The sequence below is a fragment of the Amycolatopsis endophytica genome (assembly GCF_013410405.1).
GTDB classification, from domain to species: Bacteria; Actinomycetota; Actinomycetes; order Mycobacteriales; family Pseudonocardiaceae; genus Amycolatopsis_E; species Amycolatopsis_E endophytica.
This window is the reverse complement of the sequence record NZ_JACCFK010000001.1, coordinates 421,125-447,175: the sequence shown is the minus strand read 5'-3', so window position 1 is coordinate 447,175 and position 26,051 is coordinate 421,125. Positions and strand designations below refer to the sequence as shown.

The following is a 26,051-nucleotide window of genomic DNA, read 5'->3' as shown; positions in this document are numbered from 1 at the left end:
CCGGGTAGGAACAACGCCATGACGCCGGTCCTGATCACGACCACCGGGCCGGACAAACCCGGCGTCACGTCGGTCCTCTTCGCCGCTCTCACGCGGCACGGGGTCGAGATGCTCGACGTCGAACAGGTCGTCATCCGCGGCAGGCTCACCCTCGGTGTGCTGGTCGCGGTGGCGGACGATCCGGAGGGCCTGCAGGAGTCCGTCGAGCAGGCGATGGCCAGCGTGGCCATGCACGTCGACGTCCGGGTCGGGGACGCGATCGGGGAGGACCCGTTCGCACCCGCCCGGCAGGGTTCGACACACGTCGCCGTGATCCTCGGGCGGCCGCTGACCGCGCGGGCGTTCACCGAGTTCGCCGGCAGGCTGGCCGCGCTCGGCGCCAACATCGACGCGATCCGCCGCATCGCCGACTATCCGGTCACCGGGCTCGAAGTGCACCTCTCGGTCGCCGAGGACACCGAGCACGCCGACACGGAGCTGCGGGCCGCGGTCGCGGACGTCGCCTCCGCGGGTGGCGTGGACATCGCGATCGAGCGTGGCGGGCTCGCCCGCCGGGCCAAGCGGCTCATCGTGTTCGACGTGGACTCGACCCTCATCCAGGGCGAGGTCATCGAGATGCTGGCCGCGCACGTCGGCGTCGAGCCGAAGGTCCGCGAGATCACCGAGGCCGCCATGCGTGGCGAGCTGAACTTCACCGAATCGCTCGAACGGCGAGTCGGCCTGCTGGCCGGGCTCTCCGAGTCGACGCTCGACGACGTGGCCGCGTCGATCCAGCTGACCCCCGGCGCGCGCACCACGGTCCGCACACTCAAGCGGCTCGGGTTCCGCTGCGGTGTCGTGTCCGGCGGGTTCACCCGGATCATCCGGCCGATCGCGGACGACCTCGGTCTCGACTTCGTCGCGGCCAACGAACTGGAGGTCGTCAGCGGCAAGCTGACCGGCCGGGTCGTCGGCGAGATCATCGACCGCGAGGGGAAGGCGACGGCGCTGCGTCGTTTCGCCGACCACTACGGCATCCCGCTCGCCCAGTGCGTGGCCGTCGGCGACGGGGCCAACGACATCGACATGCTCAAGGCGGCAGGGATGGGTGTCGCCTTCAACGCGAAGCCCGCGTTGCGCGAGGTCGCCGACACCGCGCTGTCGCATCCGTACCTCGACGCGGTGCTGTTCGTCCTCGGCGTCAGCCGCGCGGAGGTCGAGGCCGCCGACGCGGCCGACGGCCTCTCGCTCGCCCGGCCATGAGCGTGCTGGCGCCGCTGGCCGCCCGGTACGCCACGTGGCTCGGGCTGCCCGCGGAGGAGACCGCGCTGCCGGAGGCGTCGCCCGAGGAGGTCCGGGCGATGCCGGTGATCCTGCGCCTGGACAAGGCCGAACCGCCCTCCCGCACGCCGCTGCTCGAAGCGGCGGCGATCGCCGCGCTCGCGGTGTGCCTGGACGAGCGTGCCCGCCCGGGCGGGGAGTGGCACGAACCGGTGCGCGACTGGGTGTCCGGCCACATTCGCAAGGTCTCGCGCCGGGCCCGGGGTGCGCACTGGGTTGCGGCGCAGGACTTTCCCGGCGTCACGGTGACGGTCGGCGGCGCCCAAGCGCGGGCGCTCGTGCCAGGCCGTGTCGTGGACGTGCCGAAGGAGATCAGCCGTCTGCAGATCTCGGGCAGCGACCTGCCGCCCGACGAGCCCGGTCCCGCGCCGGACGATCTGCCGCTGTTGCTGCTCAACCCCGAGGTGAGCATGACCGTCGGCAAGGCGTCGGCGCAGGTGGGGCACGGCACGATGATTCTCGCGTCGCTGCTGAGCGACGATGAGCTGGCCGCCTGGGCCGAGCGTGGGTACGCGTGCGCGGTGCGGACCGCGACCGTGGCCCAGTGGAAGCAGTTGCACCCGGGTGACGATCCGGCCGGGGCCTGGCGTACGCGGCGGGTCGTCGCCGTGCGCGATGCCGGGTTCACCGAGGTCGATCCCGGCACCGTCACGGTCCTCGCCCAGTGGCGCTGACCCCGATCCAAGGAGCGCCTGTGGGCCTGGACGTCCGCCGCGAGGCAGAGCACGAGTTCGTCGGCCGCAACGAGCGCGGCGCGTCGGTGCGGATCGGCCGCAAGGGCGCGCCGGACGCGTTCTCCCCGGCCGAGCTGCTGCAGATCGCGGCGGCGGGGTGCGCGGCGGTGACGGCCGAGGAGCTGATCACCCGCCGGACCGACGCACCCCTGCGCGTCACGGTGGACGCCGACCGGCGCGAGGGAGCGTGGGAACTGGACGCCGTGCACCTCCTGTTCGACGTCGACCTGTCCGGCCTGGATGATGAAGAACGGGCGAAGCTCGTGACGGCGGTGGACAGGGCCATCGAGCGGCTGTGCACCGTGTCGCGGACCCTCAAGAAGGGCATCCCGGTGACGGAGGGCTTCGCCGGCTGAGGATCGACGAACTGGGGGTTCGATGACGATTCTGGTGACCGGTGCGAGCGGGAACGTCGGTACCGCGCTGCTCGCCCATCTGCGTGCCGTCGGGACTCCGGTCCGCGCCGCCTACCGTGATCCACGCCGGACGGCGCGGGAGAACGACGCTGTCACGCTGGATCTCGGCGTACCGGAAACCCTCGGCCCCGCGTTGCACGGGGTCGGCGCGGTCTTCCTGGTCGGCGCGACGGGGCCGGACCAGACGGCGCAGGAACTGAACCTGGTGCGGGCCGCCCAGAAGGCGGACGTGCGGGTGGTCAAGCTGTCGGTCTGGCGCGCGGACGAGCGGCTGACCCCGATCGCGCGGCTGCACCATCCGGTCGAAGAGGCGCTGACCGCGTCCGGTCTGCCGTGGACCGTGCTGCGCCCCAACTTCTACCTGCAGAACTTCCTGCGCCAGCACTCGATCCACGCGACGGGCGAGTTCAGCTTCCCGCTGATCACCGCGCCGATCAGCTTCATCGACGCCGAGGACGTCGCTCGGGTGGCCGCGCATGTGCTGACCACCGAGGGGCACGACGGCCGCGTCCATGACCTCACCGGTCCGGAGGCGCTGACCTACGACGAGGCCGCGTCGGTGTTCTCGGACGTCCTGGGCAAGCCGGTGCGTTACGTGGGTCTCCCCGATGACCAGATCCGCGCGGCGATGCTCGGCCGCGGGATGCCGCAGTTCCAGGTCGACATCCTCATCGAGGTGGCGCGTGCCTACCGTGATGGCGGGGCCGGCAAGGTCACCTCGACGGTGGCGGACCTGACCGGCCGGGCACCCCTGGGCGTGGCCGATTTCGTGCGGCGCCACGCCGCCGTGTTCGGTTGATCAGCCCGCCGCGGCGTCCAGGCGCTGCAGCGCGGCCTTGGCGACCTCGGGGTCGAAGGTCGGCCAGAACGGCGGGAGCGAGGAGCGCAGGAAACCGCCGTAGCGGGCCGTCGCCAGACGCGAGTCGAGCACCGCCACCACGCCGCGGTCACCCACGGACCGGTGCAGGCGGCCGGTGCCCTGCGCCAGCAGCAGCGCCGCGTGTGTCGCCGCCACCGTCAGGAAACCGTTGCCCCCGCGTGCTTCCACGGCGCGCTGCCGTGCCGACGACACCGGGTCGTCGGGCCGCGGGAACGGGATCCGGTCGACGATCACCAGCTGCAGCGACGGCCCTGGCACGTCCACGCCCTGCCACAGCGACAACGTCCCGAACAGGCAGGTTCGCGGGTCTTCCGCGAACTTGTTCACCAGCAGCGAGGTCGCGTCCTCGCCCTGGCACAGGATCGGGAACTTCACGCGATCCCGCAGCTCCTCGGTCGCCTGCTTCGCCGCGCGCATCGACGAGAACAGGCCCAGCGTGCGCCCACCGGCGGCGCGGATCAGTTCCGCGATCTCGTCCAGCGTCCTGTCGGCGAGACCGTCCCGGCCGGGCGGCGGCAGGTGCTTGGCCATGTACAGGATGCCGTTGCGGCGATGGTCGAACGGCGACCCGACGTCGAGACCCGACCACTTCAGCTCGTCGTCGTCGGCAGGCGCGGCCTTTTCCGTGGCCGCGCCCTCCGCGCGCATCACCTTCGCCTGCGACGGCGGCAACCCCCACTGCCTGGCCAGCGTGTCGAACGCGCCGCCCAGCGCCAGCGTCGCGGACGTCAGCACCGTCGTCTTCTGCGCGAACACCCGCTCCCGCAGCAGGCCCGCCACCGACAACGGCGCGACGTGCAGCATCGGCGGGCGGCTGCTGAACGAGAACTTGTCGTTGGACAGCCACACCACGTCCCGCTGGTGCGCGGTGTCCTCCCCGAACGCGTCGAGCAGCCGCACCGCGGTGTCGTGCACCTCCTCCAGCTGCGAGCGCGCGAGCTTGCGGGCGGTGGCCTCGTCCACGTCCTCCTTGCGGTCGGACCCCAGCGCCGACAGGCACGCGTGCGCGCCGTCCCGCACCGCCGTGACCGCTCCGCCCAGCGCCTTCGGCAGCGTGTCCATCCGCCCGGACGGCATGTCCTCCAGGATCATCGCTAGACCTTCGCTCGCCTCCTGCAGCCGGTCGGCCGTGTCGGCGTCGATCAGCTTCCCGCAGCGCCGTACCGCCACCGCGACCGCCGAGGACGTCAGCTCGCCCGTCGCCACGGAGGTGACGCGGTCGACCAGCTCATGGGCCTCGTCGATGATCACCAGGTCGTGGTCGGGCAGCACCTGGTAGCCCTGCAGCGCGTCGATGGCCAGCAGCGCGTGGTTGGTGACCACCACGTCCGCCTTGCCCGCCTCGCCCCGCGCCTTCTCCGCGAAGCAGTCCTGGCCGATCGGGCACCGGGACACTCCGAGACATTCCTTCGCCGTGACCGACACCTGCCGCCAGGCCTGCTCGGACACGCCGGGCACCAACTCGTCGCGATCGCCGGTCTCGGTGTCGGAGGACCACTCGCGCAGCCGGGTGACCTCCTTGCCCATGCGGGACACCGCGAACGGGTCGAACAGGCCCGGATCCTCGGGCTCCTCCGGCGCGCCGGAATCGAGCCGGTGCAGGCACAGGTAGTTGCGGCGGCCCTTGAGGATCGCGAACGTCGGCGTGCGGCCCAGCGGCTTCTTGAGCGCCTTCGCCAGCCGCGGAAGGTCACGGTCGACGAGCTGGCGCTGCAGCGCGATGGTCGCCGTCGACACGACCACCGTGGTGTCCTTCTCGACCGCGTGCCGGATCGCGGGCACGAGGTAGGCCAGCGACTTCCCGGTGCCGGTGCCCGCCTGGACGGCCAGGTGTTCACCCGTGCGGACCGCGCGGCCGACCGCCTCCGCCATCTCGACCTGGCCAGGGCGCTCCGCACCGCCGAGCGCCTCGACAGCAGTCGTGAGGAGCTCGTTGACACCGGGGAACGCAGTTCGGACGGCCACCAGGACACGGTACCGGGGCTCACCGACAGGACCGGGCCGCCGCCCCGCGATCGGCAGGTCCGAGATCCACTCGTCCGGGTGGCATCCGCCCGGGTGGGTCAGGCTCGCCGCGCCGCCTGCCGATTTCGAGGAGGGATTCCCCGGCTGGACGAAAGGAGCGGCTCATGAGGCGGGCCAGGAAGATCGTGACGGTGGCAACGCTGTTGGGTGGTCTGGTGGCGGTTCAGGCGAGCGCGCAGGCGCAGCAGGGCGCGACCGGCGCCGGTTCCGTGGGCGCGGCGGACATCACGGTCGAGGGCATGACAGCGCACTCCGACCCGATCGCGCCGTGTGCCGTCGACACCACCCCGTCCAACCGCACCGACCCCATCACCGTCGGCACGAAGACCAAGTACGGCCTCGGCGAGACCACCTGCACCCGCAACGCCGACGGCACCGCGAGCGTCAAGGTGACCGGTCAGCGGTTCGAGACCAGCGTGCTGGAGCAGTTCGGCGGGCCGGTGATCAAGGCGAGGACGTTCGGCGCGGGCTGCAACACCACGGCCAACGGCAGCAACGGCTCCATGGAACTGGGCACGGTCACGGGGATCACGGTGCCGCAGAGCATCCCGCCGAACCACGTGGTCACCATTCCCGGCGCCACGCCGGACGCGCCGCCGATGGCGGAGGTGGTCCTGAACGAACTGGTGGTCCCGACGCCCGCGGACGGCAGCCTGACGACCAACGCCCTGCACATCAAGCTGTTCCCGCAGGGTGGACCGGCCTCCGGCGACATACTGGTCGGGTCGGCGAGCTGCTCGCCGTACGGCCGTTAGGCGTACCGGTCGGCGATCGCGGTGAGACGGGACGCGCGTTTCGCCAGCTCGTCGAGCCGTCCGCCTTCGAGCGCGTCGCCGAACAGGGCCGAGCCGACCCCGACGGCGACGGCGCCCGCGCCGAGGTAGTCGTCCACATCGGACAGCTCGACGCCGCCTGCGGGCGCCAGCGGCACCTCCGGCAGGGTCGCGGAGACCTCCTCCAGGTACCGCGCGCCGCCGGAGGTGCCCACCGGGAACACCTTCACCGCGGCGGGCCCGTACCGCCAGGCCGTGTCGATCTCGGTCGGGGTGAGCGCCCCGCACACGACCGGCAACGCGTACTCCTGCGCCCGCCACAGCACGTCCGGCCAGAACGTCGTGGTCGCGATGAAGTCCACCCCGGCCGCCGCGCACCGGTCCACGCCGGCCACGGTGCGCACCCCACCCGCGCCGATCAACGCCTCCTCACCCAGCTCGGCCTGCAGGATCCCGATCGCGTCCAGCGCGCCCGGCGTCGACAGATCCGTTTCGATGACGCGGATGCCCGCCTCGTGGACGACCTGCGCCGCGTCGGCGAACCAGGACGGTTCCTCCGCGTGGAGGATCGCCATCACCCGGCTGGTGGCCAGCCGTTCCCGGAAGCGGTTGTTGTGCTTCCGCAGCACCGTGCGCATCAGCCGACCCGCGGGGTGCCGACGAGGTCCACGTCCGCCGCGCGCAGCTCGTCGAGCGCCTTGTCCACGGTCTCCCGTGCGACACCGGCGGTCAGGTCGAGCAGGACGCGCACCGAGAACCCGGCCTCGCGCGCGTCCAGCGAGCTGGCCCGCACGCAGTGGTCGGTCGCGATGCCGACCACGTCGACGTCGGTGATCCGCCGCTCGCGCAGCCAGTCCACCAGCTTCTCGCCGGCGTCGGTGTGGCCTTCGAAGCCGGAGTAGCCGTCGCTGTACTGGCCCTTCGAGAAGACCGCGGTGACCGGGCCGACGTCCAGCGCGGGGTGGAACGACGCGCCCGGTGTGCCGGCTTCGCAGTGCCGCGGCCACGAGCGCACGTAGTCCGGGTTCTCGCTGAAGTGCGCGCCGGGGTCGATGTGGTAGTCGCGGGTCGCGGCCACCGCCGAGTACCCGCCACGCGCGAGGTGCCCGGTGATCTTCGCGGCCACCTCGGCGCCGCCCGCGACGGCCAGCGAACCGCCTTCGCAGAAGTCGTTCTGGACGTCGACGACGATCAGTGCCCGGCTCATCAGGCCTCCTGGGGGAACACGGTGGGGATCGCGGGTTCACCGCCGGAGAGCTTGAGGCCCTCCCACGGCAGGCTGACCAGGCCGTCCCGCAGCCGCTGACGGCTGTCGTCGAGCGTCGGCAGGTCGTCGACCGGTTTCCCGCCGCGCACCAGCGGGATCGGCAGCTCACGATCGTGTTCGCCTGCCTCGGGCCGCTGCCCGGCGGCGTACACGACCTCCTCGGTCGCCGTCCCGGTGGGCTTGTGGCGGCGCAGCGCGGACTTCGCGCCACCGCGCGAAGCCTTGTTCTCGCTGCGCTTGGCGACCGGGCGGCCATCGACTTCGACCAGCTTGTAGACCATGCCCGCGGTCGGTGCGCCCGATCCGGTGACCACCGAGGTGCCCACCCCGTAGGCGTCGACCGGTTCGGCGCGCAGTGCCGCGATCGCGTGTTCGTCGAGGTCGCCGGACACCACGATCCGGGTGTCCCGCGCGCCGAGCGAGTCCAGCTGTTCGCGGGCCTTGCGGGCCAGCACGCCCACGTCACCGGAGTCGATGCGGATCGCGCCCAGCTCGGTGCCCGCGACGCGCACCGCGGTCTCGATGCCGCGGGTGATGTCGTAGGTGTCGACCAGGAGGGTGGTGTCGGTGCCCATCTTCTCGACCTGCGCGCGGAAGGCGTCCTCCTCGCTGTCGTGCAGCAGCATGAACGCGTGCGCGACCGTGCCACGGGTCGGGATGCCGTAGCGGCGGCCGGCCTCCAGGTTCGAGGTGGTGGCGAACCCCCCGATGTAGGCGGCGCGCGCGGCGGCGACGGCGGCCATCTCGTGCGTGCGGCGGCCGCCCATCTCGATGATCGGCCTGCCGTGCGCGGCCGAGGACATGCGCGCGGCGGCGGAAGCGATCGCGCTGTCGTGGTTGAGGATCGACAGCGCGACGGTCTCCAGCAGGACACCCTCGGCGAAGGACCCCCGCACGGTGAGGATCGGTGAGCCGGGGAAGTACAGCTCGCCCTCGGGGTAACCGTCGGCGTCACCGCTGAACCGGTAGTTCGCGAGCCACGACAGGGTGTCGTCGTCGACGACCGCGGTGGCGGCGAGCTGGTCGATCTCGGCGTCGGTGAACCGGAAGTCGGTGATGGCGTCCAGCACCCGCGCGGTGCCCGCGACCACGCCGTAGCGGCGCCCGGCAGGCAGCCTGCGGGCGAACACCTCGAACACGCACTGCCGGTCGCCGGTGCCGTCGGCGAGCGCGCTGCCCAGCATGGTGAGTTCGTAGTGGTCGGTCAGCAGGGCGGTGCTGCCGTGCGCGTCGGGGAAACCCATGGGTTCAGACTATGAGGTAGTTGCGCGTTCGGCCGAATCACCCGAACAGACCCACCACCACATCACGGTGTGCCGGTTCCGTGACACCATGGGTCGCATGACCACGCCTGTCGCATCCGAACAGACGCAGGTTGAACCAGTCGGTGCCGAAGCCGGTGCCGAGGACAAGCCGTGGCAGACGATCGTCTGGAACGACCCGGTGAACCTGATGTCGTACGTGACGTACGTGTTCCAGAAGCTGTTCGGATACAGCCGCGACCACGCCACCAAGCTGATGCTCGACGTGCACCACAAGGGGCGCGCGATCGTGTCCTCGGGTTCGAAGGAAAAGGTCGAGGGCGACGTGACGAGACTGCACGCGGCGGGCCTGTGGGCGACGATGGAGCACACGTCGTGAGGGGCTGGCAGCGCAAGGGCGGCCGCATGCACGCCGGGTTCGAGCAGCAGGAGGCCGCGGTGCTGCGCGGTCTGGTGAGCCAGCTCGAAGACATGCTGCGGGCCCGCGCCGAGGAGGCGCCGCAGGATCCGCTGTCCGAGCTGACCGGCATCCGCACGGGCCCGTCGCAGTCGCCGGACGATCCGGTGCTGTCCCGGCTGCTGCCCGACTACCACAAGATCGACCCGGACCAGCCGACCCAGGAGGTGCTGGACTCGGCGAGCGCGCTGCGGTCGCTGCACGAGCCGGAGCTGGTGGACGCGAAGGTCGGCGTGGCGACGGTGGTCATGGAGACCCTGCCGCGCGACGGCGGCGACGTGAAGCTGACCTACGAACAGGCCGACGCGTGGCTGTCCGCCCTCAACGACGTGCGGCTGGCACTGGGCACCGCGCTGGACGTCAACGAGGACATGCCCGACGAACTGCCCGAGGACGATCCGCGCTCGCCGCATCTCGGCGTCTACCACTGGCTGACCTGGGTGCAGGAGAGCCTGGTCCAGGCGTTGACCGCATGATCACCGAGGTGCCCGGGGTGCTCGTCGGGCACCACGACCGGATCGGCGAGGGCTGGGCGACCGGGACGACGGTGGTGCTGGCGCCGCCGGGCACCACCGGCGCGGTCGACCAGCGCGGCGGGGCGCCGGGGACGCGGGAGACGAACCTGCTCGAACCGGAGAACCTGGTCCGGCACGTCGACGCGGTGTGCCTGTCCGGTGGCAGCGCGTACGGTCTCGCGGCCGCCGACGGGGTGATGCGCTGGCTGGCCGGGCAGGACCGCGGGTTCCAGGTCGGGGCCGAACCGCACGAGGTGGTGCCGATCGTGCCGGGCGCGGTGATCTTCGACCTGCCGCGCGGCGACTGGGGCAACCGGCCGGATTCGTCGTTCGGGTACGCGGCCTGCGAGGCGGCGGACGTTTCGTTCGACCAGGGTTCCGTCGGTGCCGGAGCCGGTGCGATGGTCGGTTCGCTCAAGGGCGGCGTGGGTTCGGCCAGCGAGCGGGTGGGCGATTTCGTGGTCGGCGCGCTGGCCGTGGTCAACGCGCGCGGCGAGGCGGTGGACTTCGAGTCGGGGCGCGCGTTCGCGGCGGACCACGAGGTGGGCGGCGAATTCGGGGTCCGCTGGCCGGACCGGGCGGGATCGGTGCCGGGACAGCCGGTGGACCTGAACACCACGATCGGCGTCGTGGCGGTGGACGCGGACCTGTCCAAGGCCGAGTGCCGCCGGCTGGCGGTCGCGGCGCAGGACGGGCTGGCGCGCGCGGTGCGGCCCGCGCACTCGATGTTCGACGGTGACACGGTGTTCTCCCTGGCCACCGGCGCGCGGGAACTGCCGTCCGCCGCGGGCCCGTTCGCGGTCACGACCCGCGCGGCGGCTCTGGACGAGCTGTGTGCCGCGGCGGCGCGGGTCTTCGCGCGCGCCTGCGTGCACGGGTTGCTGAGCGCGCAGGGCGTCGCGGGGGTGCCGTCCTACCGGGACGTGTGGCCGGAGGCGTTCGCGTAACGCGGGTGGCCTCGCGCACCCGGGCGCGCCTGGCGTGCGCAGTCTCACTCTGTGAACCCCCGGTGTCCGGCACGTAAGATGTCGGTCGTGCTTCGGATCCGCCGTGAACTCGTCGACGAGATCGTCGCCCACGCCCGCCGGGACCACCCGGACGAGGCGTGCGGCGTGATCGCCGGTCCCGAGGGCTCCGACCGCCCCGAACGGTTCATCCCCATGCTGAACGCGGCGCGCTCGCCGACGTTCTACGAGTTCGACTCCGGTGACCTGCTCAAGCTCTACCGCGAGATGGACGCCAAGGACGAGGTCCCGGTCGTCATCTACCACTCGCACACCGCGACCGAGGCCTACCCGTCGCGCACCGACGTGTCCTACGCCTCCGAGCCCGACGCGCACTACGTGCTGGTCTCCACCCGCGACGCCGAGACGCACGAGTTCCGGTCGTACCGGATCGTGGACGGGGTCGTCACCGAAGAGCCCGTGGAGATCACGGAATAACGCCAGGCGGGCAGACGTCAGACCTGGAAGAAACCCAAGCGGAGGTAGTTACCCATGGCCGTGACCGTGTCCATCCCCACCATCCTGCGTACGCACACGGATGGTCAGAAGTCGGTCGAGGCGTCCGGCAAGACCGTGTCCGAGGTGATCGACGACATCGAGTCCCGCCACGGTGGTCTCAAGGCCCGCCTGGTCAAGGAGGACAAGCTCCACCGCTTCGTGAACGTCTACGTCAACGACGAGGACGTGCGCTTCGCCGGCGGTCTGGACGCCGAGGTCAAGGACGGCGACACCGTCACCATCCTGCCCGCGGTGGCCGGCGGCGCCCGCTAGGCCATGGCCCGTTACGAATCGCTGCTCGACGCGCTCGGCGGCACGCCGCTGGTGGGGTTGCCGCGGCTGTCCCCGACGCACGACGTGCGCCTGTGGGCCAAGCTGGAGGACCGCAACCCGACCGGCTCCATCAAGGACCGGCCCGCGCTGGCGATGATCGAGGCCGCCGAGCGCGAGGGCAGGCTGCGCCGAGGCTCCACGATCCTGGAGCCGACCTCGGGCAACACCGGGATCTCGCTGGCCATGGCCGCCAAGCTCAAGGGCTACGGCCTGATCTGCGTGATGCCGGAAAACACCTCGTCCGAGCGCAAGCAGCTGCTGCAGGCCTACGGCGCGCGGATCGTGTTCTCGCCCGCCGCGGGCGGCTCGAACGAGGCCGTCCGGCGCGCGAAGGAACTGGCCGAGAAGAACCCGGACTGGGTGATGCTCTACCAGTACGGCAACCCGGCCAACCCGGACGCGCACTACCGCGGCACCGGTCCCGAGCTGCTCAAGGACCTGCCGACGATCACCCACTTCGTCGGTGGCCTCGGCACGACGGGCACGCTGGTCGGCGTCGGCCGGTACCTGCACGAGCAGAAGCCGGACGTGCAGATCATCGCCGCCGAGCCCCGCTACGGCGAGCTCGTGTACGGGCTGCGCAACCTCGACGAGGGGTTCGTGCCGGAGCTGTACGACCCCGAGGTGCTCAACGGCCGGTACTCGGTGGGCGCCTATGACGCGCTGCGCCGCACGCGTGAGCTGCTGGAGCACGAGGGCATCTTCGCCGGGATCTCCACCGGCGCGGTGCTGCACGCCGCGCTCGGCACGGCCGAGAAGGTCGCCGCCAAGGGCGAGAAGGCGGACATCGCGTTCATCGTCGCGGACGCCGGCTGGAAGTACCTGTCGACCGGTGCGTACAGCGGCAGCGTCGACGAGGCCGCCGAACGCCTCGACGGGCAGCTCTGGGCCTGACCACACGCACACGGAAGCCCCTTTCCCACGGCCGGGAAAGGGGCTTCCGCGCGTCAGGCGGGGGAGACGATGTCGGCGGACAGCGGAGCGACGGCACCGATGATCGTGCTCGTGGTGTCCTCGGGCACGCCCGCGGCCAGCAGCGCTTCGGTGAGGTGCTTGGCGACCAGGTCGAAGTGATGCTGGGCGATGCCGCGGCCGCGGTGCACGTCCTTCATGGAGCGGCCCCGGTACTCGTCCGGCCCGCCGAGAGCGGCGGCGAAGAACTCGACTTGCATGCCCTTCAACCGGGGCAGGTTGGTGCCGGTGAAGAAGGGGGCCAGCTCGGCGTCGTCGAGTACCCGCTCGTAGAAGTCGTCGACGACGGCGATGAGCGCGTCCTGTCCGCCGATTTGCTCGTAGATGCTCGTCATGTCCCCAGCGAACCGGGGCGCGGTTTCCCCGACGTAAGACCGAGGTCAATTCAGGGTTTTCTCCCGATCCCGTCCCGCGCGGCCGCTCCTACCGTGGAGTCATGAGCACGCTGCCCGCACCGCCCGCCGACCAGGCGAAGCGCGTCCTCCCGCCGAAGCCGAAGACCGCCGCGCTCGTCGTGCTGGCCTTCACCGCTCTGCTGTACCTCGTGGAGGCCGTGGACGTCGCGCTGAACAACCGCCTCGACGCGCAGGGCATCCTGCCGCGCTCGCTCGACGGGCTGGACGGCGTCGCGTGGGCGCCGCTGCTGCACGGCAGCTGGTCGCACCTGCTGGCGAACACCCTGCCGGTCCTGGTGTTCGCCTTCCTCGCGATGGCGGGCGGCGTCGCCAGGTGGGCGCTGGTGACGGCCACGATCTGGCTGGTCAGCGGGCTGGGCGTGTGGCTGACCGGGGGAGCGGGCACGATCACCATCGGCGCGTCCGGGCTGGCCTTCGGCTGGCTGGCGTACCTGCTGGTGCGCGGCCTGTTCAACCGGGCGTTCGCCCAGATCGTGATCGCGGCGGTGCTGATCATCGGGTGGGGCGGGATGCTGTGGGGCGTGCTGCCCGGCCAGCCCGGGATTTCGTGGCAGGCGCACCTGTTCGGGGCGCTCGGCGGGATCCTCGCCGCCTGGTTCGCGGCGCGGGCGAACCGGAAGCGGGCGGTACCCTCGGAACCGTGAGCAGTCGTGAGGCCCCGATCGGTGTATTCGATTCCGGAGTCGGGGGCCTCACGGTCGCCCGCGCGATCCTGGACCAGCTGCCGTCCGAGCAGCTGCGTTACGTCGGCGACACCGCGCACAACCCGTACGGCCCGCTGCCCATCGCCAGGGCGCGGGAACTGGCGCTCGCCGCGCTCGACGATCTCGTCGCGGGCGGTGTGAAAGCGCTGGTCATCGCCTGCAACACGGCCTCCGCGGCGTGTCTGCGCGACGCCCGCGAGCGCTACGACGTGCCGGTGGTCGAGGTCGTGCTCCCGGCCGTGCGGCGGGCCGTCGCGGCCACCCACACGGGTCGGATCGGAGTGATCGGGACGGCCGGGACCATCCGTTCGCGCGCCTACGAAGACGCCTTCGCGGCGGCCCGCGACGTATCGGTCACCAGCGTCGCCTGCCCCCGGTTCGTCGACTTCGTCGAGCGCGGAGTGACCTCCGGACGGCAGGTGCTCGGGCTCGCGCAGGGGTACCTCGAACCGCTGCTGCGCGCCGAGGTCGACACCCTGGTGCTGGGCTGCACGCACTACCCGCTGCTGACCGGCGTCCTGCAGATCGTGATGGGCCCGGACGTCACGCTCGTCTCCAGCGCCGAGGAGACCGCGAAGGACGTGGTCCGTGTGCTCACCGAACAGGACATGCTGGCCGAACGGGACACACCGCCCCAGCACGAGTTCGTCGCGACCGGTTCGCCGGAGCCGTTCGTGCGCCTCGCGCAGCGGTTCATGGGATTCGCACCCGGCGTGCTCTCGCCGATCAGCGCGTGAGCTGGCAGGGTGTGATCTCGTGCGACTGACGATTCTCGGTTGCTCGGGCAGTGTTCCCGGCCCGGGCGAGCCCGCGTCCGGGTACCTGCTCGAAGCGGACGGTTTCCAGCTGGGGCTGGAGTTCGGCAACGGCGTGTTCGCCGAGTTGCAGCAGCGGCGTGACCCGTTCGACCTCGGTGCGCTGGTGCTGTCGCACCTGCACCCGGACCACTGCGCGGACGTCAGCGCGCTGACGGTCCTGCGCCGCTACCACCCGGCGCCGCCCCACGACACGACCGCGCGGCGGCTCCCGGTGCACGCGCCGGACAACGCGCCGGTCCGGCTGGCGATGGCCTATGCACCGAACGAAACCGAACTGGCCGAGACCGACCTGTCCGACGTCTACGAGTTCCACGCGCTGTCGGCCGAACCGGTGAAGATCGGCCCGTTCGAGGTCACCGCGGTCCCCGTCGACCACCCGACCGAGGCATTCGGGCTACGGGTGCGCCACGCCGGCCGGACGCTCGCCTACACCGGCGACACCGGCCCCTGCGACGCCCTCGCCGACCTGGTCCGCGGCGCCGACGTGCTGCTGGCCGAGGCGTCCTGGACGGACGCGCCGGAACGGCCGCCGGGCGTGCACCTCTCCGGGAAGCAGGCGGGCGAGCTGGCGCGGGACGCGGGAGTGCAACGGCTGCTCGTCACCCACGTCGCACCGTGGAGCGACCGTGACGCCGTCCTCGCCGAGGCGCGGGCGGCCTTCCCCGGCGCGACCCTCGCCGAGCGGGGCGCGGTCCACGACATCTGACCGCCGCAGCGCGGCCCAGCAGACCAGCCCGACCGGGGTGACGAGCCAGCAGGACAGCAACCGGTAGCCCAGCACGGCGGCGGTGGCGGCCGGTTCCGCGGCCCCCGCCGACACCAGCCCGGTGAGCAGGCTGACCTCGATGACGCTGATTCCGCCCGGGGTCTGCGTGACCAGCAGGACCGCACCCGCGACGAGGACCACCGCGGCTGCCGTCCGGTCCGCGCCACCCGTCCGCAACTGCCGGAAGGCGTGGACGGCCGAGATCGCCGAGCCCGCGGGCAGGCTGATCGAGATGGCGGAGCGGCCCGATTCGGCGACGGCCGCGACAGCCAGCCGGGGCTCGCCTCGTGCGGCGCGGCGCCGATCGCCTGGGGCGAGGGAACGCGATCGCGCAGCGTCAGTACCACCACCGCTCCGACGGCGTGGGGAGATAGTCCTCCGCCAGCGCGGCCGCGTAGGCGTGGAACAGGGCCACGAAGTTCAGCGCACCGCCCGGTACGTCGAACTCCGCGAGGTCGTAGGCCAGGTGCGACCCGCGGCGGGCGGGGACGTCGTTGGTGACGTCGGTGAACCAGTCGAGGAAGGTGAGCTGCCGCCCCTCACCGGGGCCGACCGGCGGGGTCAGCAGGTCGAGCAGCATCGGTCGGCTGCGCAGCGTCCAGCGGTAGAACTCGGAGAACTGGTAGAAGCGCTCCTCGACGGCTGTGGCCGGGACGCCGTGCACCTGCTCGGCCAGCCGCACCCCGTACTCGGTCGAAGCCTGCTCGGCTTCGCTCCACGCGCGGTCGTGCGCCGACCGGGCGGACAGCTCCCCGTCACGCAGGCGGGTGAGGTAGCTCGCCCACCGGGACGCACCGGGGTTGCCGAACGTGTCCGTACTGTCTCCGCGGGCCAGCGCGATGCCCCGTTCGATGCCCTCCAGAATGCCCGCATCCACATAGGACACCCAGGTGCCGGACGCACCCAGATCGCGGTCGGCGAAGAACCGCAGGACGCCCTCGATGTTGCGCCAGCGCGGCGCGTAACCCGGGACCACTTCCGCCGCCGGACCGGTCGAAAGGGTGCGCACGAACGTCAGCCGTTGCGCGATCGTCATCCCGTCGATGTCCTCGACGGTGCAGGTCAGGGTGGTCGGACACGTGGTCGTGCTCGCGGTGGCGGGTGCGGCGGTCAGGCACAGCAGGCAGGCGAGCAAGGTCGCGAAGGCGGCGCGCATGAACAAGCACGGTAGCGGGGTTCTACGCTGGCCGCGTGGTGCGAAAAGACGGCAGGAACGACGACCAGCTCCGCGACGTGAAGATCACGCGGGGATTCCAGCAGTGGCCGGCCGGCTCGGTGCTCATCGAGTTCGGCAACACGAAGGTGCTCTGCGCGGCGAGCGTCAGCGAAGGTGTGCCGCGGTGGCGGGCCGGATCGGGACTGGGCTGGGTGACGGCCGAGTACGCGATGCTGCCCTCGGCCACGCACGACCGCAGCGATCGCGAGTCCGTCAAGGGCCGCGTCGGCGGGCGGACCCACGAGATCAGCAGGCTCATCGGCCGCGCGCTGCGGGCCTGCATCGACCTGTCCGCGCTGGGCGAGAACACGATCCAGTTGGACTGCGACGTCATCCAGGCCGACGGCGGCACCCGCACGGCCGCGATCACCGGCGGCTACGTCGCGCTGGCCGACGCGGTCACCTGGCTCGCCGCGGCAGGCCGCCTGGCCGATCCACAACCGCTGTCGGCGATGGTGTCGGCGATCAGCGTCGGGGTGGTGGACGGGCGCGTGCGCCTGGACCTGCCCTACGAGGAGGATTCGCGCGCCGAGGTCGACATGAACGTCGTCGCCACCGACGCGGGCACGCTCATCGAGGTGCAGGGCACCGGCGAGGGTGCCACCTTTACGCGCTCCACTTTGGACAAGATGCTGGACCTCGCTCAGGAGGGGTGCGCGGAGCTGACGCGGCTGCAGACGGCCGCGCTGGCCGAGGACTACCCGTACGAGCTGCCGGAGCCGGTGGCGGGCAAGAAGAAGGGATCGAAGTGAGCCGCGTCCTGCTCGCCACGCGCAACCCGAAGAAGCTCGACGAGCTGCGGCGGATCCTCGCCGCCGAGGGCATCGAAGGGCTCGAGGTGATCGGGCTGGCCGACGTGCCCGAGTTCCCGGAGGCGCCGGAGACGGGCGCGACCTTCGAGGAGAACGCGGTCGCGAAGGCCCGGGACGCGGTCGCGGCGACCGGACTGCCCGCGGTCGCCGACGACTCCGGCATCGCGGTGGACGCGCTGAACGGGATGCCGGGCGTGCTGTCGGCCCGCTGGTCGGGACGGCACGGCGACGACCAGGCGAACCTCGACCTCGTGCTCGCCCAGCTCACCGACACGCCGGACGAGCGGCGCGGAGCGGGCTTCGTGTGCGCGGCGGCGCTGGTCCTGCCGGGCGGCGAGGAGACGACCGTGCGCGGCGAGTGGCGTGGGCGGCTGATCCGGAAGGCCCGTGGCACCCACGGTTTCGGCTACGACCCGATCTTCGTGCCGGAGGGGGAGACCCGCACGTCGGCGGAGATGGAACCGGCGGAGAAGGACGCGGCCTCACACCGCGGCCGCGCGCTGCGCGCCTTGCTCCCCGCGCTGCGCGACCTCGTCTGACGTGGAGCCCCGGAAGGCCACCCAGGGCAGGTGGCCCTCCGGGAGTTTCAGGCCGCCGTCGGGACCGGGAGCTCGGCCGGGACCAGGCGGAACGACACCGACTGGCCCGGGCGGGCCTGGGCCATCACCGGCAGGTCGTCGGTCAGCACCACGCCGATCACCGGGTACCCGCCGGTCACCGGGTGGTCGGCCAGGAAGACCAGCGGCAGCCCCGAGGGCGGCACCTGGATCGCACCGGGCACCATCCCCTCGCTGAGCAGCTCACCCGTGCGCGCCCGTGACAGCTCCGGGCCGCTCAACCGCACGCCGACCCGGTTGCTCTCCGAGGTGACCTCGTAGGTCGCCGTCGCGAAGGTGCGCAGCGCTTCGGGCGTGAACCAGTCATCGCGCGGGCCGGGCATGACCCGCACGGTCAGCGCGAACCCGGCCGGATCGGGCACCGGCGCGACCTCCACCGAGGGCAGCGGCCCGCACTCGTCCCTGCCGATGGGCAGCTCGTCGCCCTCGCTCAGCGCGGCCGGTCCCAGACCCGCCAGCAGATCGGTCGAGCGCGATTCGAGCACCTTGTCCACGCCGATCCCGCCACGCACCGCGACGTAGGTGCGCAGGCCGGACGAGGGCATGCCCAACGTCAGCTCGTCACCGGGCCAGACCGTGAACGGCGCGTTCATTGCCTCACCACGGGCCCCACGCCGGACCGGGCACGGCGCGCCGGTCACGACGACCCGCGCCACCTGCCGGAACCGCAGCACGAGCCCACCGAAGGTGGTCTCCAGCACCGCCGCGCCGTCGAGGTTGCCGACGAGCCGGTTCGCCAGCGCCGCGGACCGGCGGTCCGCCGCCCCGGACCGGCCGACCCCCAGGGCGGCCAGTCCCGGACGCCCCAGGTCTTGCACCGTGGTCAGCGGGCCCGGCCGCACCACCTCGATCATCGAACCTCCCGGAAGCGGATGCGGGTGCCCGGCCGGAGCAGGGCGGGCGGGCGCCGGGCGGGATCCCACAGCGGGACCTCGGTCCGCCCGACCAGTTGCCAGCCGCCCGGCGACGACCGCGGGTAGATGCCGGTGAACTCGCCCGCGATGGCGACAGCGCCCGCCGGCACGTGCGTTCGTGGCGTGGCCCGCCGTGGCAGGTGGAGCTTGGGGTTCAGGCCGGTCAGGTAGCCGAAACCGGGGGCGAACCCGCCGAAGGCCACCGTGTACTCCGACGCGGTGTGCATCTCGACGACACCGTCCGCGCCGAGGCCGGTGTGCTTGCCGACCTCGGCCAGGTCGGCCCCGTCGTAGTACACCGGGATCTCGACCAGCTCACCGCGCATCGCCTTGGCGGGCACCGGTGCGGTACCGGCCAGCAGCTCGGCCAGCTCACCGGCCCCGATCACGGTCCGGTCGAAACGCACCAGCAGGGTGCGCGCGGCCGGCACCAGTTCGGTCACGCCTTCGGGACGGTCGTCGGCCAGTGCGGAGTAGAGGCCGAGGACCTTGCCGATGCCGTCGCCGTCTTCGCCGACGTCGACGAGCAGCGCCTGGTCCCCGCAACGCCGGATCTTCATGCGAAGCTCCGCACCTCGACCCCGGCCGACACCAGCGCGGTGCGGGCCGCGGTGGCCAGCGCAACCGCGCCCGGGGTGTCGCTGTGCACACACAACGATCCCGCCTGCAGCGGGATGACCGTGCCGTCCACGGCCACCACCTCCCCGTCCCGCACCAGCCGGACGCACCGGCGCGCGACCTCGTCCGGGTCGTGCAGCACCGCGCCCGGCTCACGCCGGGGCAGGAGCCGCCCGTCGGGCGAGTAGCCGCGGTCGGCGAAGGCTTCGGCGATGGTGGTCAGCCCGGCTTCTCCTGCTCGCGCCAGCCACCGGGACCCGGGCTGCCCGAGCACGGGCAACGTCGGGTCGTACTGCCACACCGCCTCGGCCACCGCGCCCGCCTGCTTCTCGTGCGTGGCGATGGCGTTGTAGAGCGCGCCGTGCGGTTTGACGTAGGCGACCTCGCCGCCCGCCGCGCCGGCCAGCGCGTCGAGCGCGCCCAGCTGGTAGAGGATTTCGTCGATCAGTTCGACGGGGTCCACGTCGAGGAACCGGCGGCCGAACCCGGCCAGGTCCCGGTACCCGACGTGGGCTCCGATGGTGACCCCGCGCTTCACCGCCGCCTCGCAGACGTGCCGCATGGTCGAGGGGTCACCGGCGTGGAAGCCGCAGGCCACGTTGGCGCCGGTCACGACGTCCAGCAGGGCTTCGTCATCGGCTATCCGCCAGGCGCCGAACCCTTCGCCCACGTCGCAGTTCAGGTCGATGGTGGCGGTGGTCGCGGGGGCGCTCATCGTGCGAGTTCCGCCGTCTCGGCCTGGACCACGACCGTCTCCTCCGGCGCCTTGCGGCTGAGGACCACGCCGATACCGGTCGCCACCGCGGTGACCACGACGTACAGCGCGACCGCGACCCAGGAGTCGTAGCTGGCGATCAGGGCCGTGAAGATGAGCGGGGCGACGGCGCCACCGACCACGCTGGCCAGCGTGTAGGCCAGCGAGCTGCCGGTGTAGCGCAGGCGCTCGGAGAACTGCTCGGTGATCAGCGCGGCCTGCGGGCCGTAGAGCAGAGCGTGGATCGCGAGCGCGACCACCATGCCGACCGCGATGGCCAGGTAGGACTTGGTGCCGGCCAGCGGGAAGAACAGGAACGGCCAGATCGCGGCGGCGATGGTGCCCACCATGTACATCGTGCGCCGGTTGAACCGGTCGGACAGCGCACCGGCGGCGGGCATCAGGAACAGCTGGAACGCCGAGCCGATCATCACCGCGGTCAGGCCCTGGCTGCGGCTCATGCCCAGCTCGGTGGTCATGTAGGTGAGGACGAAGACGGTGAACAGCGAGTACAGCACGTCCGGGCAGATGCGGACGAGGATGCCGGCGATCAGGGCACGCGGCTCCTGGGTGAAGACCTCCTTCAGCGGGGCCTTCGGCGCCTCGCCCTTCTCCGCGATCTTCTTGAAGACCGGGGTCTCCTCGAGCTTCATCCGCAGCCACAGGCCGAACAGCACCAGGACGCCGGACAGCAGGAACGCCACGCGCCAGCCCCAGGACTCGAACGCGGCGGTCGACAGCATCAGGGTCAGCAGTGCGATGACACCGTTGGCCAGCAGGTTGCCCGCGGGCGGGCCGATCTGCGCTGCGGAGGCCCAGAATCCACGCTTCTTCGGGTCACCGAACTCACTGGAGAGCAGCACCGCGCCGCCCCACTCGCCGCCGACACCGACCCCCTGCGCGAAGCGCAGCAGCACGAGCAGCACGGCGGCCCATCCGCCGACCGCGGCGTGGGTCGGCAGGACACCGATCAGGAAGGTCGCGATACCGGTGAGCAGCAGGGTGAAAACCAGTACCTGCTTGCGGCCGAGCTTGTCGCCGAGGCGGCCGAAGATGAACCCGCCGAGCGGACGGGCCAGGTAGCCGACCGCGTAGGTCGAGAACGCGGCCATGGTGCCGGCGAGTGCGTCGCCCGAGGGGAAGAACAGCTTGCCGAACAGGGTCGCGGCCGCGACCGAGTAGGCCGCGAAGTCGTAGTACTCGAGGGTGGTGCCTGACAAGCTCGCGACGAACGCGCGGCGCAGGGACCGCTTGTCCGTGGTGGGGGTGGAGTCGGTCATCACGTTGTCCATCCGCATCGAAGGGTAGTGAGGTAGGTCATGAAGTTAGGGATTGTTGAACGATCCGTCAATACTTTCCCGGAACATCGACGGCGGTCCGAAGCGCTTGGATAGACTTTTCGTAGAACAAGTCCCAGGTTGGACCGTCCTTCGATTCGCTGGTTAACTTTCCGTAACGCGGTCCGACCCCTCACCTACCGGAGGCCCGATGAGCACCGACGCCGAGTCCATGGGCTCGATCCTCAGCACCGGCCTCGAAGCGGACCGCCTGCTCCTGGGGCGCACCAGCACCGCCGAGCGGCTGGCCGACATCCTGCGCACGCGCATCACGGAAGGCTTCTTCGAGCCGGGCAGCCGCCTGTCCGAGGAGACGATCGGTGGCGCGCTCGGCGTCTCACGCAACACGCTGCGCGAGGCGTTCCGGCTGCTCACGCACGAGAAACTGCTGGTGCACGAACTCAACAGAGGCGTCTTCGTGCGCCGCCTGTCGGTCGAGGACGTCACGGACCTGTACAAGGTGCGCAAGCTCGTGCAATGCGCCGTGCTGCGGGAGATCACGACCCCGCCCGGCGACAAGCTGCAGGCGGTGGAGGCCGCGGTGGCGGACGGCGAGGACGCGCGGAAGCGTCAGGCCTGGCGCGAGCTCGGCACCGCCAACATCCACTTCCACCAGGCCCTGATCACGCTCGCGGGCAGCCCCCGCGTCGACGAGCTGGTCCGCGGACTGCTCGCCGAGCTGCGCCTGGTATTCCACGTGATGGCCGACCCGCAGCCCTTCCACGAGCCGTACCTGGAACGGAACCGGGAGATCCTGGAGACGTTGCGCGCCGGCGACGGCACGGCGGCGGAACACCTGCTGGCCGACTACCTCGACGACGCCGAGAAGCAGCTGGTGGACGCCTACCGCAAGATGATGTGACCGCGAGTGCAGAACTCGCTTGCGGGAACGTGGAACTCGCGCGCGGGAACGTGGGACTCGCGGACGCCCCGGCGAATCCCACGTTCAGGGCCGCGAGTCCCACGTCCGCGGGGCGCACGGACGACGCTTGGTCATCGAGCGGGCCGCTCCAGCGCGGGTCCGTCGCCCGGGAAGTCCGACCGCACACGTTCGGCCAGCTCGGGATCGCTCCAAGCCTCAGCCGTCGACTGCCATGCGCTCAGCGCTCTCGCGAACGGCAGCAGACTGTTCGTGTCCGCGCCGGCCAGCAGGTGTGCGAGCAGATCGCGCACGCAGTCGCCGCGCTCGTCCGGCGGCAGCCAGTGCAGCCAGGACAGTTGTTCGGTGAGCAGTTCCTCGGCCAGAGGTCTGTCGCGCTTCAGCAGGGCCTGAAGCGCGTGGGCAGCCACGCTCATCCCGGACTGGGCCGCCTCGAAGCGTTCGATCCTGGTCAGCACAAGGTTCTCGTCGTCGCGGCGCTCGAGGACGACGTCCGAGCCCTCCAACGCGGGCAGGACCTTGCCCGGCCCGAGCAGGAAGTCGGAGTAGGGAAACCGCTCGACGGTCATACCGCCAGGTCATCTGAACTACTTCAGACGCGCACTCAGGCGGAGATTTTCAGGTCCTTGAGCAGCTTCGCCACGTGGCCGGTCGCCCGCACGTTGTACCGCGCCTCGACGATCGTGCCCTGAGCGTCGATCACGAAGGTGGACCGGATGACTCCCTGGACAACGCGCCCGTAGTTCTTCTTCTCGCCGAACGCGCCCCACTCCGTGAGCACCGTCTTGTCCGGGTCGGACAGCAGCGGGAAGTTCAGCTGCTCCGCCTCGGCGAACTTGGCCAGCTTCTCCGGCTTGTCCGGCGAGACACCGATGACCTGGTAGCCGGCGCCGTCCAGTTCGCCGAGGTTGTCCCGGAAGTCGCAGGCCTGTTTGGTGCAGCCCGGCGTGCCCGCCGCGGGGTAGAAGTAGACGACGACCTGTCTGCCCCGGAAGTCCGACAGCGAGACCTGCTTGCCCGTGCTGTCCGGAAGGGTGAAGTCGGGAGCCTTGTCGCCGGGGGAAAGCCGCTTCGGGTCAGTCATGCTCCGAGCGTATCCGGGCGCTCAGGCGGCCCCGCAGTACACGGCGATCACCGGGCTGGTCGCGGTCGGCCGCAGCGTCAGTTTCATCTCGGCGGGCTGCGGCGGCGCGGTGAAGGCCAGGTTCACCCGCACGTCCCGGCCGGGCTGCACGTCCTTCCCGGCCTCGACGATCCCGCTGTAGCCCTGCGTCGAGTCGACCACCTGCTTGGATGCGACCTCGCCGACCGTGGCGGACACGCTCAGCCCGGACAGCCGGAACGGCTGCTCGCTGTCGTTGCGGATCAAGATCTCGAACGCCACCGCCCGGTCGCTGCGCGGATAGGCGCTGGTGCTGGGGCGGAACGGTTTCGGCGCCGACACCGACACCGCGATCCCGTCGTCGAACCGGAACCGGCCGCCGAAGTCCACCGTGCGCAGCGCGGGAACCGCTTGCTGGAGCGTGACATCACCGCCGGTGCTCGTCGACCCGCCGTCGACCGGCGCCGGTGCACCGCAAGCGGTGACCGCCACCAGGGCGAGAGCGGCCATCGCGTGCCTCGGGGTGCGCACAGGGGCCACTTCCTCTTCTTCGGCTGCCACCCGGCTGGGCCGTTCGGGGTAGGTATTTCGACCGGGGCCGGCTCCACTCTGTCCCTACCGGCGACCGCTTGCGAGTCAGCGCGGGGGGTTGAGGCGGACCTGGTGTCGGGATGTGGCCGATCCGTGATCGGAACGGCACCAGTCGTGACCGCCCTCACCCCAGCCGGGGTCACACGGCCAGCGCGAGGAAGAGGATGAAGGTGCCGCACCCCAGTAGCCAGGCGACGATCAGCCAGCCGAAGTCGCGCCACGGGTCGACGCTGTGATTGTCCTCGCCGGGCACGTAGACGCCGCGTTGCTCGAACCAGTCCGCCACGCTGCTCACCCACGAGAGAGGGTTGCGGCCCGCCACGTCGTCACCTCCGCATGTGCGATGACGGCCACAGTATCTCCTCGCCTGCGCTACCGGCCGGTCACTGCCCGTACGACATCTGGCCCAACGGGTGTGACGTCAGTCACGAGATAAGGATACGAACTGATAACAACAGTAATCATGTCGCGGGCAGTAAGCGATGTGGAGAGGTTTCAGCGTGACGAGCGACGACAAGGCCACCCGGGCGAGTGAAACGACGCGGCGCATCAGTGTCGCGGAGTTGCTGCACCGGGAAGGCGTCACGCAGGAGTTCACCGCCGTCAAGCTGCCGAAGACTTCCGCGCCGGAGCCCGGGTTCGACGACTCCGGCATCACGCCCGAGATGGCCGAGGCGCCGACCGTGCGCATTCCGGCGGCGAGCATCCTGCGCCGGGAGAGCGAGCCCGGCAGCAGGTGGGACAAGCGCAAGGTCGGTCGCCTCGGCGCGATCGCCGCGGGTGTGGCCGCGTTGTGCGGTGTCGCCGCCTCGACGCTCGGCACCGGTCAGCTGCACGACGCCGCCGCGCCGGGCGGGGCCGGTGGCGGCCCGGACACCAGCACCGGCTACGCGCCGACGAGCACGATCTCCGGGCCGCAGCAGCAGTTGCTGGCCACCAGTACCCCGACGGAGTCGAGCAGCTCGAGCCTGCCGCCGTCCGGCAGCGCGTCGTCCCAGGCGCAGGCGCCGGACTCGCAGTCCGCGGAGAGCAGTTCCGGCAGCGAGTCGCGCACCAGCCGGTCGACCACCGGCACCGGTTCGACGGTCGCGCCGACGACCGCGGCTCCGGGGCCCGCCGCCACGACCACGGAGTCGAGCAGCACCCAGCCCACGACGACGACCACCCCGCCGGAGAGCACGACCACGTCGCCCTCCGACGAGGAAACCCCCGGCTCCTCCTCAGGTACCAGCACGTCGAAGCCGCGCCAGGACAACAACGGCGGCCTGCTCGGCGTCGTGGGCGACCTGGTCGGCGGCCTCCTCGGCCGCTAACGCGGCATGCGCCGCCACACCGGGCGGGGCAGCAGGCGCATCAGGAAGAACACCGGGCGCAGCACCGGCGGCACCCACACCTCGCCGCGCCCTCGCTCGAGCGCACGCACCGTCGCGGCGGCGACCTGTTCCGGTGTGCTGGAGAACGGGGCGGGGGACATGCCCTCCGTCATCCTGCCGATCACGAATCCCGGCCGCACCAGCACCAACCGCACCCCGCTGCCGTGCAGTGCATCGGCCAGGCCGCTCGCGAAACCGTCCAGCCCGGCCTTCGCCGAGCCGTACACGTAGTTCGCGCGCCGGACCCGGACCCCGGCGACCGAGGAGAACACGACGAGCCGTCCATGGCCCTGCTCGCGCAGCAGGTTGGCCAGCTCGGTCAGGATGCTCACGTGCGCGACGTAGTCCGTGTGGATCACGGCCACCGCGTGCGCCGCTTCCCGTTCCGCGCGGGCCTGGTCGCCCAGCAGGCCGAACGCCACCACGACCGTCTCCAGTGGACCGTGCTCGGCGACCACCGCGTCCAGCACCTCGCGATGCCGGGCCACGTCGTCGGCGTCGAACTCGACCCGTGCCACCTCCGTGGCGCCGGCCCGCCGCAGTGACGCCTCCTCCTCGCCGAGGTCGTCGCTGCGCCGGGCCGCCAGCACGAACTTCCCTGCCCCGCCCACGAGTTTCCGCGCGACGGCGAGGCCGATCTCACTGCGCCCGCCGAGCACCAGCACCGTTCCGCTCAC

The 26,051-nt window shown here is 71.5% G+C and carries 33 protein-coding genes; 18 read left to right on the top strand and 15 right to left on the bottom strand.

Annotated elements, in window-relative coordinates:
- The first annotated feature begins 18 nt into the window (after positions 1 to 18).
- Genes serB through HNR02_RS02170 form a run of 4 tightly spaced genes read left to right on the top strand, consistent with a single transcriptional unit; the run spans position 19 to position 3,269 of the window.
- Positions 19 to 1,242, top strand: a complete 1,224-nt coding sequence (gene serB, locus HNR02_RS02185) for a phosphoserine phosphatase SerB (RefSeq protein WP_179771555.1) — start codon at positions 19 to 21, stop codon at positions 1,240 to 1,242.
- Positions 1,239 to 1,994, top strand: coding sequence for a peptidyl-tRNA hydrolase (locus tag HNR02_RS02180; RefSeq protein WP_179771554.1), 756 nt, complete (start codon positions 1,239 to 1,241; stop codon positions 1,992 to 1,994). The genes serB and HNR02_RS02180 overlap by 4 nt, the downstream gene beginning before the upstream one ends.
- Positions 1,995 to 2,014: 20 nt before the next feature.
- Complete coding sequence (locus HNR02_RS02175) at positions 2,015 to 2,410, top strand: OsmC family protein (protein ID WP_179771553.1); 396 nt, start codon at positions 2,015 to 2,017, stop codon at positions 2,408 to 2,410.
- A gap of 22 nt (positions 2,411 to 2,432) precedes the next feature.
- Positions 2,433 to 3,269, top strand: coding sequence for an SDR family oxidoreductase (locus HNR02_RS02170; RefSeq protein WP_179771552.1), 837 nt, complete (start codon positions 2,433 to 2,435; stop codon positions 3,267 to 3,269).
- Here the strand turns inward: HNR02_RS02170 and HNR02_RS02165 are convergent, their stop codons facing one another.
- On the bottom strand, positions 3,270 to 5,315 hold the full coding sequence (locus HNR02_RS02165; RefSeq protein WP_179771551.1) for an ATP-dependent DNA helicase: 2,046 nt from the start codon (positions 5,313 to 5,315) through the stop codon (positions 3,270 to 3,272).
- Positions 5,316 to 5,479: 164 nt separating this feature from the next.
- On the opposite strand from HNR02_RS02165, the gene HNR02_RS02160 reads away from it, so the two are divergent.
- Positions 5,480 to 6,130 carry a choice-of-anchor P domain-containing protein gene (locus tag HNR02_RS02160; RefSeq protein WP_179771550.1) on the top strand — a complete coding sequence of 217 codons (651 nt, stop codon included), beginning with the start codon at positions 5,480 to 5,482 and terminating at the stop codon, positions 6,128 to 6,130.
- On the opposite strand, the gene HNR02_RS02155 is transcribed toward HNR02_RS02160, so the two are convergent.
- From HNR02_RS02155 to HNR02_RS02145, 3 genes are read right to left on the bottom strand one after another with little or no spacing between them, the layout of a single operon-like run.
- Positions 6,127 to 6,786 (bottom strand): bifunctional 4-hydroxy-2-oxoglutarate aldolase/2-dehydro-3-deoxy-phosphogluconate aldolase, encoded by a 660-nt coding sequence (locus HNR02_RS02155; RefSeq protein WP_179771549.1) that lies wholly within the window; start codon positions 6,784 to 6,786, stop codon positions 6,127 to 6,129. The genes HNR02_RS02160 and HNR02_RS02155 overlap by 4 nt on opposite strands.
- Positions 6,786 to 7,355, bottom strand: coding sequence for an isochorismatase family protein (locus HNR02_RS02150; RefSeq protein ID WP_179771548.1), 570 nt, complete (start codon positions 7,353 to 7,355; stop codon positions 6,786 to 6,788). The genes HNR02_RS02155 and HNR02_RS02150 overlap by 1 nt, the downstream gene beginning before the upstream one ends.
- A complete protein-coding gene (locus tag HNR02_RS02145) occupies positions 7,355 to 8,659 on the bottom strand; it encodes a nicotinate phosphoribosyltransferase (RefSeq protein WP_179771547.1) in 1,305 nt (434 codons plus the stop codon). The genes HNR02_RS02150 and HNR02_RS02145 overlap by 1 nt, the downstream gene beginning before the upstream one ends.
- Positions 8,660 to 8,756: 97 nt before the next feature.
- On the opposite strand from HNR02_RS02145, the gene clpS reads away from it, so the two are divergent.
- The 6 genes from clpS to HNR02_RS02115 all read left to right on the top strand — a co-directional run bounded on the left by clpS (position 8,757) and on the right by HNR02_RS02115 (position 12,378).
- Complete coding sequence (gene clpS / locus HNR02_RS02140; protein WP_179771546.1) at positions 8,757 to 9,056, top strand: ATP-dependent Clp protease adapter ClpS; 300 nt, start codon at positions 8,757 to 8,759, stop codon at positions 9,054 to 9,056.
- Positions 9,053 to 9,610, top strand: coding sequence for a DUF2017 domain-containing protein (locus tag HNR02_RS02135; RefSeq protein ID WP_179771545.1), 558 nt, complete (start codon positions 9,053 to 9,055; stop codon positions 9,608 to 9,610). Before clpS ends, HNR02_RS02135 begins: the two co-directional genes overlap by 4 nt.
- Positions 9,607 to 10,596 (top strand): P1 family peptidase, encoded by a 990-nt coding sequence (locus tag HNR02_RS02130; RefSeq protein WP_179771544.1) that lies wholly within the window; start codon positions 9,607 to 9,609, stop codon positions 10,594 to 10,596. Before HNR02_RS02135 ends, HNR02_RS02130 begins: the two co-directional genes overlap by 4 nt.
- A gap of 78 nt (positions 10,597 to 10,674) precedes the next feature.
- Complete coding sequence (locus HNR02_RS02125; protein WP_179771543.1) at positions 10,675 to 11,091, top strand: M67 family metallopeptidase; 417 nt, start codon at positions 10,675 to 10,677, stop codon at positions 11,089 to 11,091.
- A 54-nt stretch (positions 11,092 to 11,145) separates the two neighbouring features.
- Positions 11,146 to 11,424, top strand: a complete 279-nt coding sequence (locus tag HNR02_RS02120) for a MoaD/ThiS family protein (RefSeq protein WP_179771542.1) — start codon at positions 11,146 to 11,148, stop codon at positions 11,422 to 11,424.
- A gap of 3 nt (positions 11,425 to 11,427) precedes the next feature.
- Positions 11,428 to 12,378: a PLP-dependent cysteine synthase family protein gene (locus tag HNR02_RS02115; protein ID WP_179771541.1), complete on the top strand. Its 951-nt coding sequence runs from the start codon at positions 11,428 to 11,430 to the stop codon at positions 12,376 to 12,378.
- A gap of 53 nt (positions 12,379 to 12,431) precedes the next feature.
- On the opposite strand, the gene HNR02_RS02110 is transcribed toward HNR02_RS02115, so the two are convergent.
- Complete coding sequence (locus tag HNR02_RS02110) at positions 12,432 to 12,791, bottom strand: group I truncated hemoglobin (RefSeq protein WP_179771540.1); 360 nt, start codon at positions 12,789 to 12,791, stop codon at positions 12,432 to 12,434.
- A gap of 101 nt (positions 12,792 to 12,892) precedes the next feature.
- On the opposite strand from HNR02_RS02110, the gene HNR02_RS02105 reads away from it, so the two are divergent.
- The 3 genes from HNR02_RS02105 to HNR02_RS02095 are packed head-to-tail and all read left to right on the top strand — an operon-like array spanning position 12,893 to position 15,100.
- On the top strand, positions 12,893 to 13,516 hold the full coding sequence (locus HNR02_RS02105; RefSeq protein WP_179771539.1) for a rhomboid family intramembrane serine protease: 624 nt from the start codon (positions 12,893 to 12,895) through the stop codon (positions 13,514 to 13,516).
- Positions 13,513 to 14,313, top strand: coding sequence for a glutamate racemase (gene murI, locus HNR02_RS02100; protein ID WP_179771538.1), 801 nt, complete (start codon positions 13,513 to 13,515; stop codon positions 14,311 to 14,313). The genes HNR02_RS02105 and murI overlap by 4 nt, the downstream gene beginning before the upstream one ends.
- 19 nt (positions 14,314 to 14,332) lie before the next feature.
- A complete protein-coding gene (locus HNR02_RS02095; protein ID WP_179771537.1) occupies positions 14,333 to 15,100 on the top strand; it encodes an MBL fold metallo-hydrolase in 768 nt (255 codons plus the stop codon).
- A 397-nt stretch (positions 15,101 to 15,497) separates the two neighbouring features.
- Here HNR02_RS02095 and HNR02_RS02085 read toward each other — a convergent pair whose 3' ends face one another.
- The gene (locus HNR02_RS02085) at positions 15,498 to 16,316 is read right to left on the bottom strand and encodes a hypothetical protein (protein WP_179771536.1); all 819 of its coding nucleotides are present in this window, start codon (positions 16,314 to 16,316) and stop codon (positions 15,498 to 15,500) included.
- 35 nt (positions 16,317 to 16,351) lie between these two features.
- Here HNR02_RS02085 and rph point away from each other — a divergent pair, with 35 nt between their 5' ends.
- Together rph and rdgB are read left to right on the top strand one after the other, a co-directional pair.
- Complete coding sequence (gene rph, locus HNR02_RS02080) at positions 16,352 to 17,128, top strand: ribonuclease PH (RefSeq protein WP_312860876.1); 777 nt, start codon at positions 16,352 to 16,354, stop codon at positions 17,126 to 17,128.
- Positions 17,125 to 17,727, top strand: coding sequence for an RdgB/HAM1 family non-canonical purine NTP pyrophosphatase (rdgB, locus tag HNR02_RS02075; protein WP_179771535.1), 603 nt, complete (start codon positions 17,125 to 17,127; stop codon positions 17,725 to 17,727). The genes rph and rdgB overlap by 4 nt, the downstream gene beginning before the upstream one ends.
- 47 nt (positions 17,728 to 17,774) lie before the next feature.
- On the opposite strand, the gene HNR02_RS02070 is transcribed toward rdgB, so the two are convergent.
- From HNR02_RS02070 to HNR02_RS02055, 4 genes are read right to left on the bottom strand one after another with little or no spacing between them, the layout of a single operon-like run.
- Positions 17,775 to 18,659, bottom strand: a complete 885-nt coding sequence (locus HNR02_RS02070; protein WP_179771534.1) for a 5-oxoprolinase subunit C family protein — start codon at positions 18,657 to 18,659, stop codon at positions 17,775 to 17,777.
- Positions 18,656 to 19,279: a 5-oxoprolinase subunit PxpB gene (pxpB, locus tag HNR02_RS02065; protein ID WP_179771533.1), complete on the bottom strand. Its 624-nt coding sequence runs from the start codon at positions 19,277 to 19,279 to the stop codon at positions 18,656 to 18,658. The genes HNR02_RS02070 and pxpB overlap by 4 nt, the downstream gene beginning before the upstream one ends.
- Positions 19,276 to 20,052, bottom strand: a complete 777-nt coding sequence (locus HNR02_RS02060) for a LamB/YcsF family protein (protein ID WP_179771532.1) — start codon at positions 20,050 to 20,052, stop codon at positions 19,276 to 19,278. The genes pxpB and HNR02_RS02060 overlap by 4 nt, the downstream gene beginning before the upstream one ends.
- Positions 20,049 to 21,371 carry an MFS transporter gene (locus tag HNR02_RS02055; protein ID WP_246338479.1) on the bottom strand — a complete coding sequence of 441 codons (1,323 nt, stop codon included), beginning with the start codon at positions 21,369 to 21,371 and terminating at the stop codon, positions 20,049 to 20,051. The genes HNR02_RS02060 and HNR02_RS02055 overlap by 4 nt, the downstream gene beginning before the upstream one ends.
- 208 nt (positions 21,372 to 21,579) lie before the next feature.
- Here HNR02_RS02055 and HNR02_RS02050 point away from each other — a divergent pair, with 208 nt between their 5' ends.
- Complete coding sequence (locus HNR02_RS02050) at positions 21,580 to 22,290, top strand: GntR family transcriptional regulator (protein WP_179771530.1); 711 nt, start codon at positions 21,580 to 21,582, stop codon at positions 22,288 to 22,290.
- A gap of 131 nt (positions 22,291 to 22,421) precedes the next feature.
- On the opposite strand, the gene HNR02_RS02045 is transcribed toward HNR02_RS02050, so the two are convergent.
- From HNR02_RS02045 to HNR02_RS02030, 4 genes are all read right to left on the bottom strand, one after another.
- Positions 22,422 to 22,877, bottom strand: a complete 456-nt coding sequence (locus HNR02_RS02045) for a hypothetical protein (protein WP_179771529.1) — start codon at positions 22,875 to 22,877, stop codon at positions 22,422 to 22,424.
- A gap of 35 nt (positions 22,878 to 22,912) precedes the next feature.
- Positions 22,913 to 23,392: a thioredoxin-dependent thiol peroxidase gene (gene bcp, locus HNR02_RS02040; protein ID WP_179771528.1), complete on the bottom strand. Its 480-nt coding sequence runs from the start codon at positions 23,390 to 23,392 to the stop codon at positions 22,913 to 22,915.
- 21 nt (positions 23,393 to 23,413) lie between these two features.
- Complete coding sequence (locus tag HNR02_RS02035) at positions 23,414 to 23,950, bottom strand: hypothetical protein (protein ID WP_312860875.1); 537 nt, start codon at positions 23,948 to 23,950, stop codon at positions 23,414 to 23,416.
- 190 nt (positions 23,951 to 24,140) lie between these two features.
- On the bottom strand, positions 24,141 to 24,323 hold the full coding sequence (locus HNR02_RS02030) for a hypothetical protein (protein WP_179771527.1): 183 nt from the start codon (positions 24,321 to 24,323) through the stop codon (positions 24,141 to 24,143).
- 178 nt (positions 24,324 to 24,501) lie between these two features.
- On the opposite strand from HNR02_RS02030, the gene HNR02_RS02025 reads away from it, so the two are divergent.
- Positions 24,502 to 25,314 (top strand): hypothetical protein, encoded by an 813-nt coding sequence (locus HNR02_RS02025; RefSeq protein WP_179771526.1) that lies wholly within the window; start codon positions 24,502 to 24,504, stop codon positions 25,312 to 25,314.
- Here HNR02_RS02025 and dprE2 read toward each other — a convergent pair.
- Positions 25,311 to 26,051, bottom strand: a complete 741-nt coding sequence (gene dprE2, locus HNR02_RS02020; protein WP_179771525.1) for a decaprenylphospho-beta-D-erythro-pentofuranosid-2-ulose 2-reductase — start codon at positions 26,049 to 26,051, stop codon at positions 25,311 to 25,313. The two genes, HNR02_RS02025 and dprE2, sit on opposite strands and share 4 nt — an antisense overlap.

Excerpts from the sequence above, each read along its gene's own strand:
- HNR02_RS02150 (WP_179771548.1), bottom strand. The coding sequence starts at position 7,355 with ATGAGCCGGGCACTGATCGTCGTCGACGTCCAGAACGACTTCTGCGAA.
- clpS (WP_179771546.1), top strand. The coding sequence starts at position 8,757 with ATGACCACGCCTGTCGCATCCGAACAGACGCAGGTTGAACCAGTCGGT.
- HNR02_RS02050 (WP_179771530.1), top strand. The coding sequence starts at position 21,580 with ATGAGCACCGACGCCGAGTCCATGGGCTCGATCCTCAGCACCGGCCTC.
- HNR02_RS02170 (WP_179771552.1), top strand. The coding sequence starts at position 2,433 with ATGACGATTCTGGTGACCGGTGCGAGCGGGAACGTCGGTACCGCGCTG.
- HNR02_RS02120 (WP_179771542.1), top strand. The coding sequence starts at position 11,146 with ATGGCCGTGACCGTGTCCATCCCCACCATCCTGCGTACGCACACGGAT.
- HNR02_RS02055 (WP_246338479.1), bottom strand. The coding sequence starts at position 21,371 with ATGACCGACTCCACCCCCACCACGGACAAGCGGTCCCTGCGCCGCGCG.
- HNR02_RS02085 (WP_179771536.1), bottom strand. The coding sequence starts at position 16,316 with ATGCGCGCCGCCTTCGCGACCTTGCTCGCCTGCCTGCTGTGCCTGACC.
- HNR02_RS02105 (WP_179771539.1), top strand. The coding sequence starts at position 12,893 with ATGAGCACGCTGCCCGCACCGCCCGCCGACCAGGCGAAGCGCGTCCTC.
- HNR02_RS02070 (WP_179771534.1), bottom strand. The coding sequence starts at position 18,659 with ATGATCGAGGTGGTGCGGCCGGGCCCGCTGACCACGGTGCAAGACCTG.
- HNR02_RS02155 (WP_179771549.1), bottom strand. The coding sequence starts at position 6,786 with ATGCGCACGGTGCTGCGGAAGCACAACAACCGCTTCCGGGAACGGCTG.
- HNR02_RS02060 (WP_179771532.1), bottom strand. The coding sequence starts at position 20,052 with ATGAGCGCCCCCGCGACCACCGCCACCATCGACCTGAACTGCGACGTG.
- pxpB (WP_179771533.1), bottom strand. The coding sequence starts at position 19,279 with ATGAAGATCCGGCGTTGCGGGGACCAGGCGCTGCTCGTCGACGTCGGC.
- HNR02_RS02160 (WP_179771550.1), top strand. The coding sequence starts at position 5,480 with ATGAGGCGGGCCAGGAAGATCGTGACGGTGGCAACGCTGTTGGGTGGT.
- HNR02_RS02125 (WP_179771543.1), top strand. The coding sequence starts at position 10,675 with ATGTCGGTCGTGCTTCGGATCCGCCGTGAACTCGTCGACGAGATCGTC.
- HNR02_RS02110 (WP_179771540.1), bottom strand. The coding sequence starts at position 12,791 with ATGACGAGCATCTACGAGCAAATCGGCGGACAGGACGCGCTCATCGCC.
- HNR02_RS02180 (WP_179771554.1), top strand. The coding sequence starts at position 1,239 with ATGAGCGTGCTGGCGCCGCTGGCCGCCCGGTACGCCACGTGGCTCGGG.
- HNR02_RS02115 (WP_179771541.1), top strand. The coding sequence starts at position 11,428 with ATGGCCCGTTACGAATCGCTGCTCGACGCGCTCGGCGGCACGCCGCTG.
- serB (WP_179771555.1), top strand. The coding sequence starts at position 19 with ATGACGCCGGTCCTGATCACGACCACCGGGCCGGACAAACCCGGCGTC.
- HNR02_RS02130 (WP_179771544.1), top strand. The coding sequence starts at position 9,607 with ATGATCACCGAGGTGCCCGGGGTGCTCGTCGGGCACCACGACCGGATC.
- HNR02_RS02145 (WP_179771547.1), bottom strand. The coding sequence starts at position 8,659 with ATGGGTTTCCCCGACGCGCACGGCAGCACCGCCCTGCTGACCGACCAC.
- HNR02_RS02045 (WP_179771529.1), bottom strand. The coding sequence starts at position 22,877 with ATGACCGTCGAGCGGTTTCCCTACTCCGACTTCCTGCTCGGGCCGGGC.
- bcp (WP_179771528.1), bottom strand. The coding sequence starts at position 23,392 with ATGACTGACCCGAAGCGGCTTTCCCCCGGCGACAAGGCTCCCGACTTC.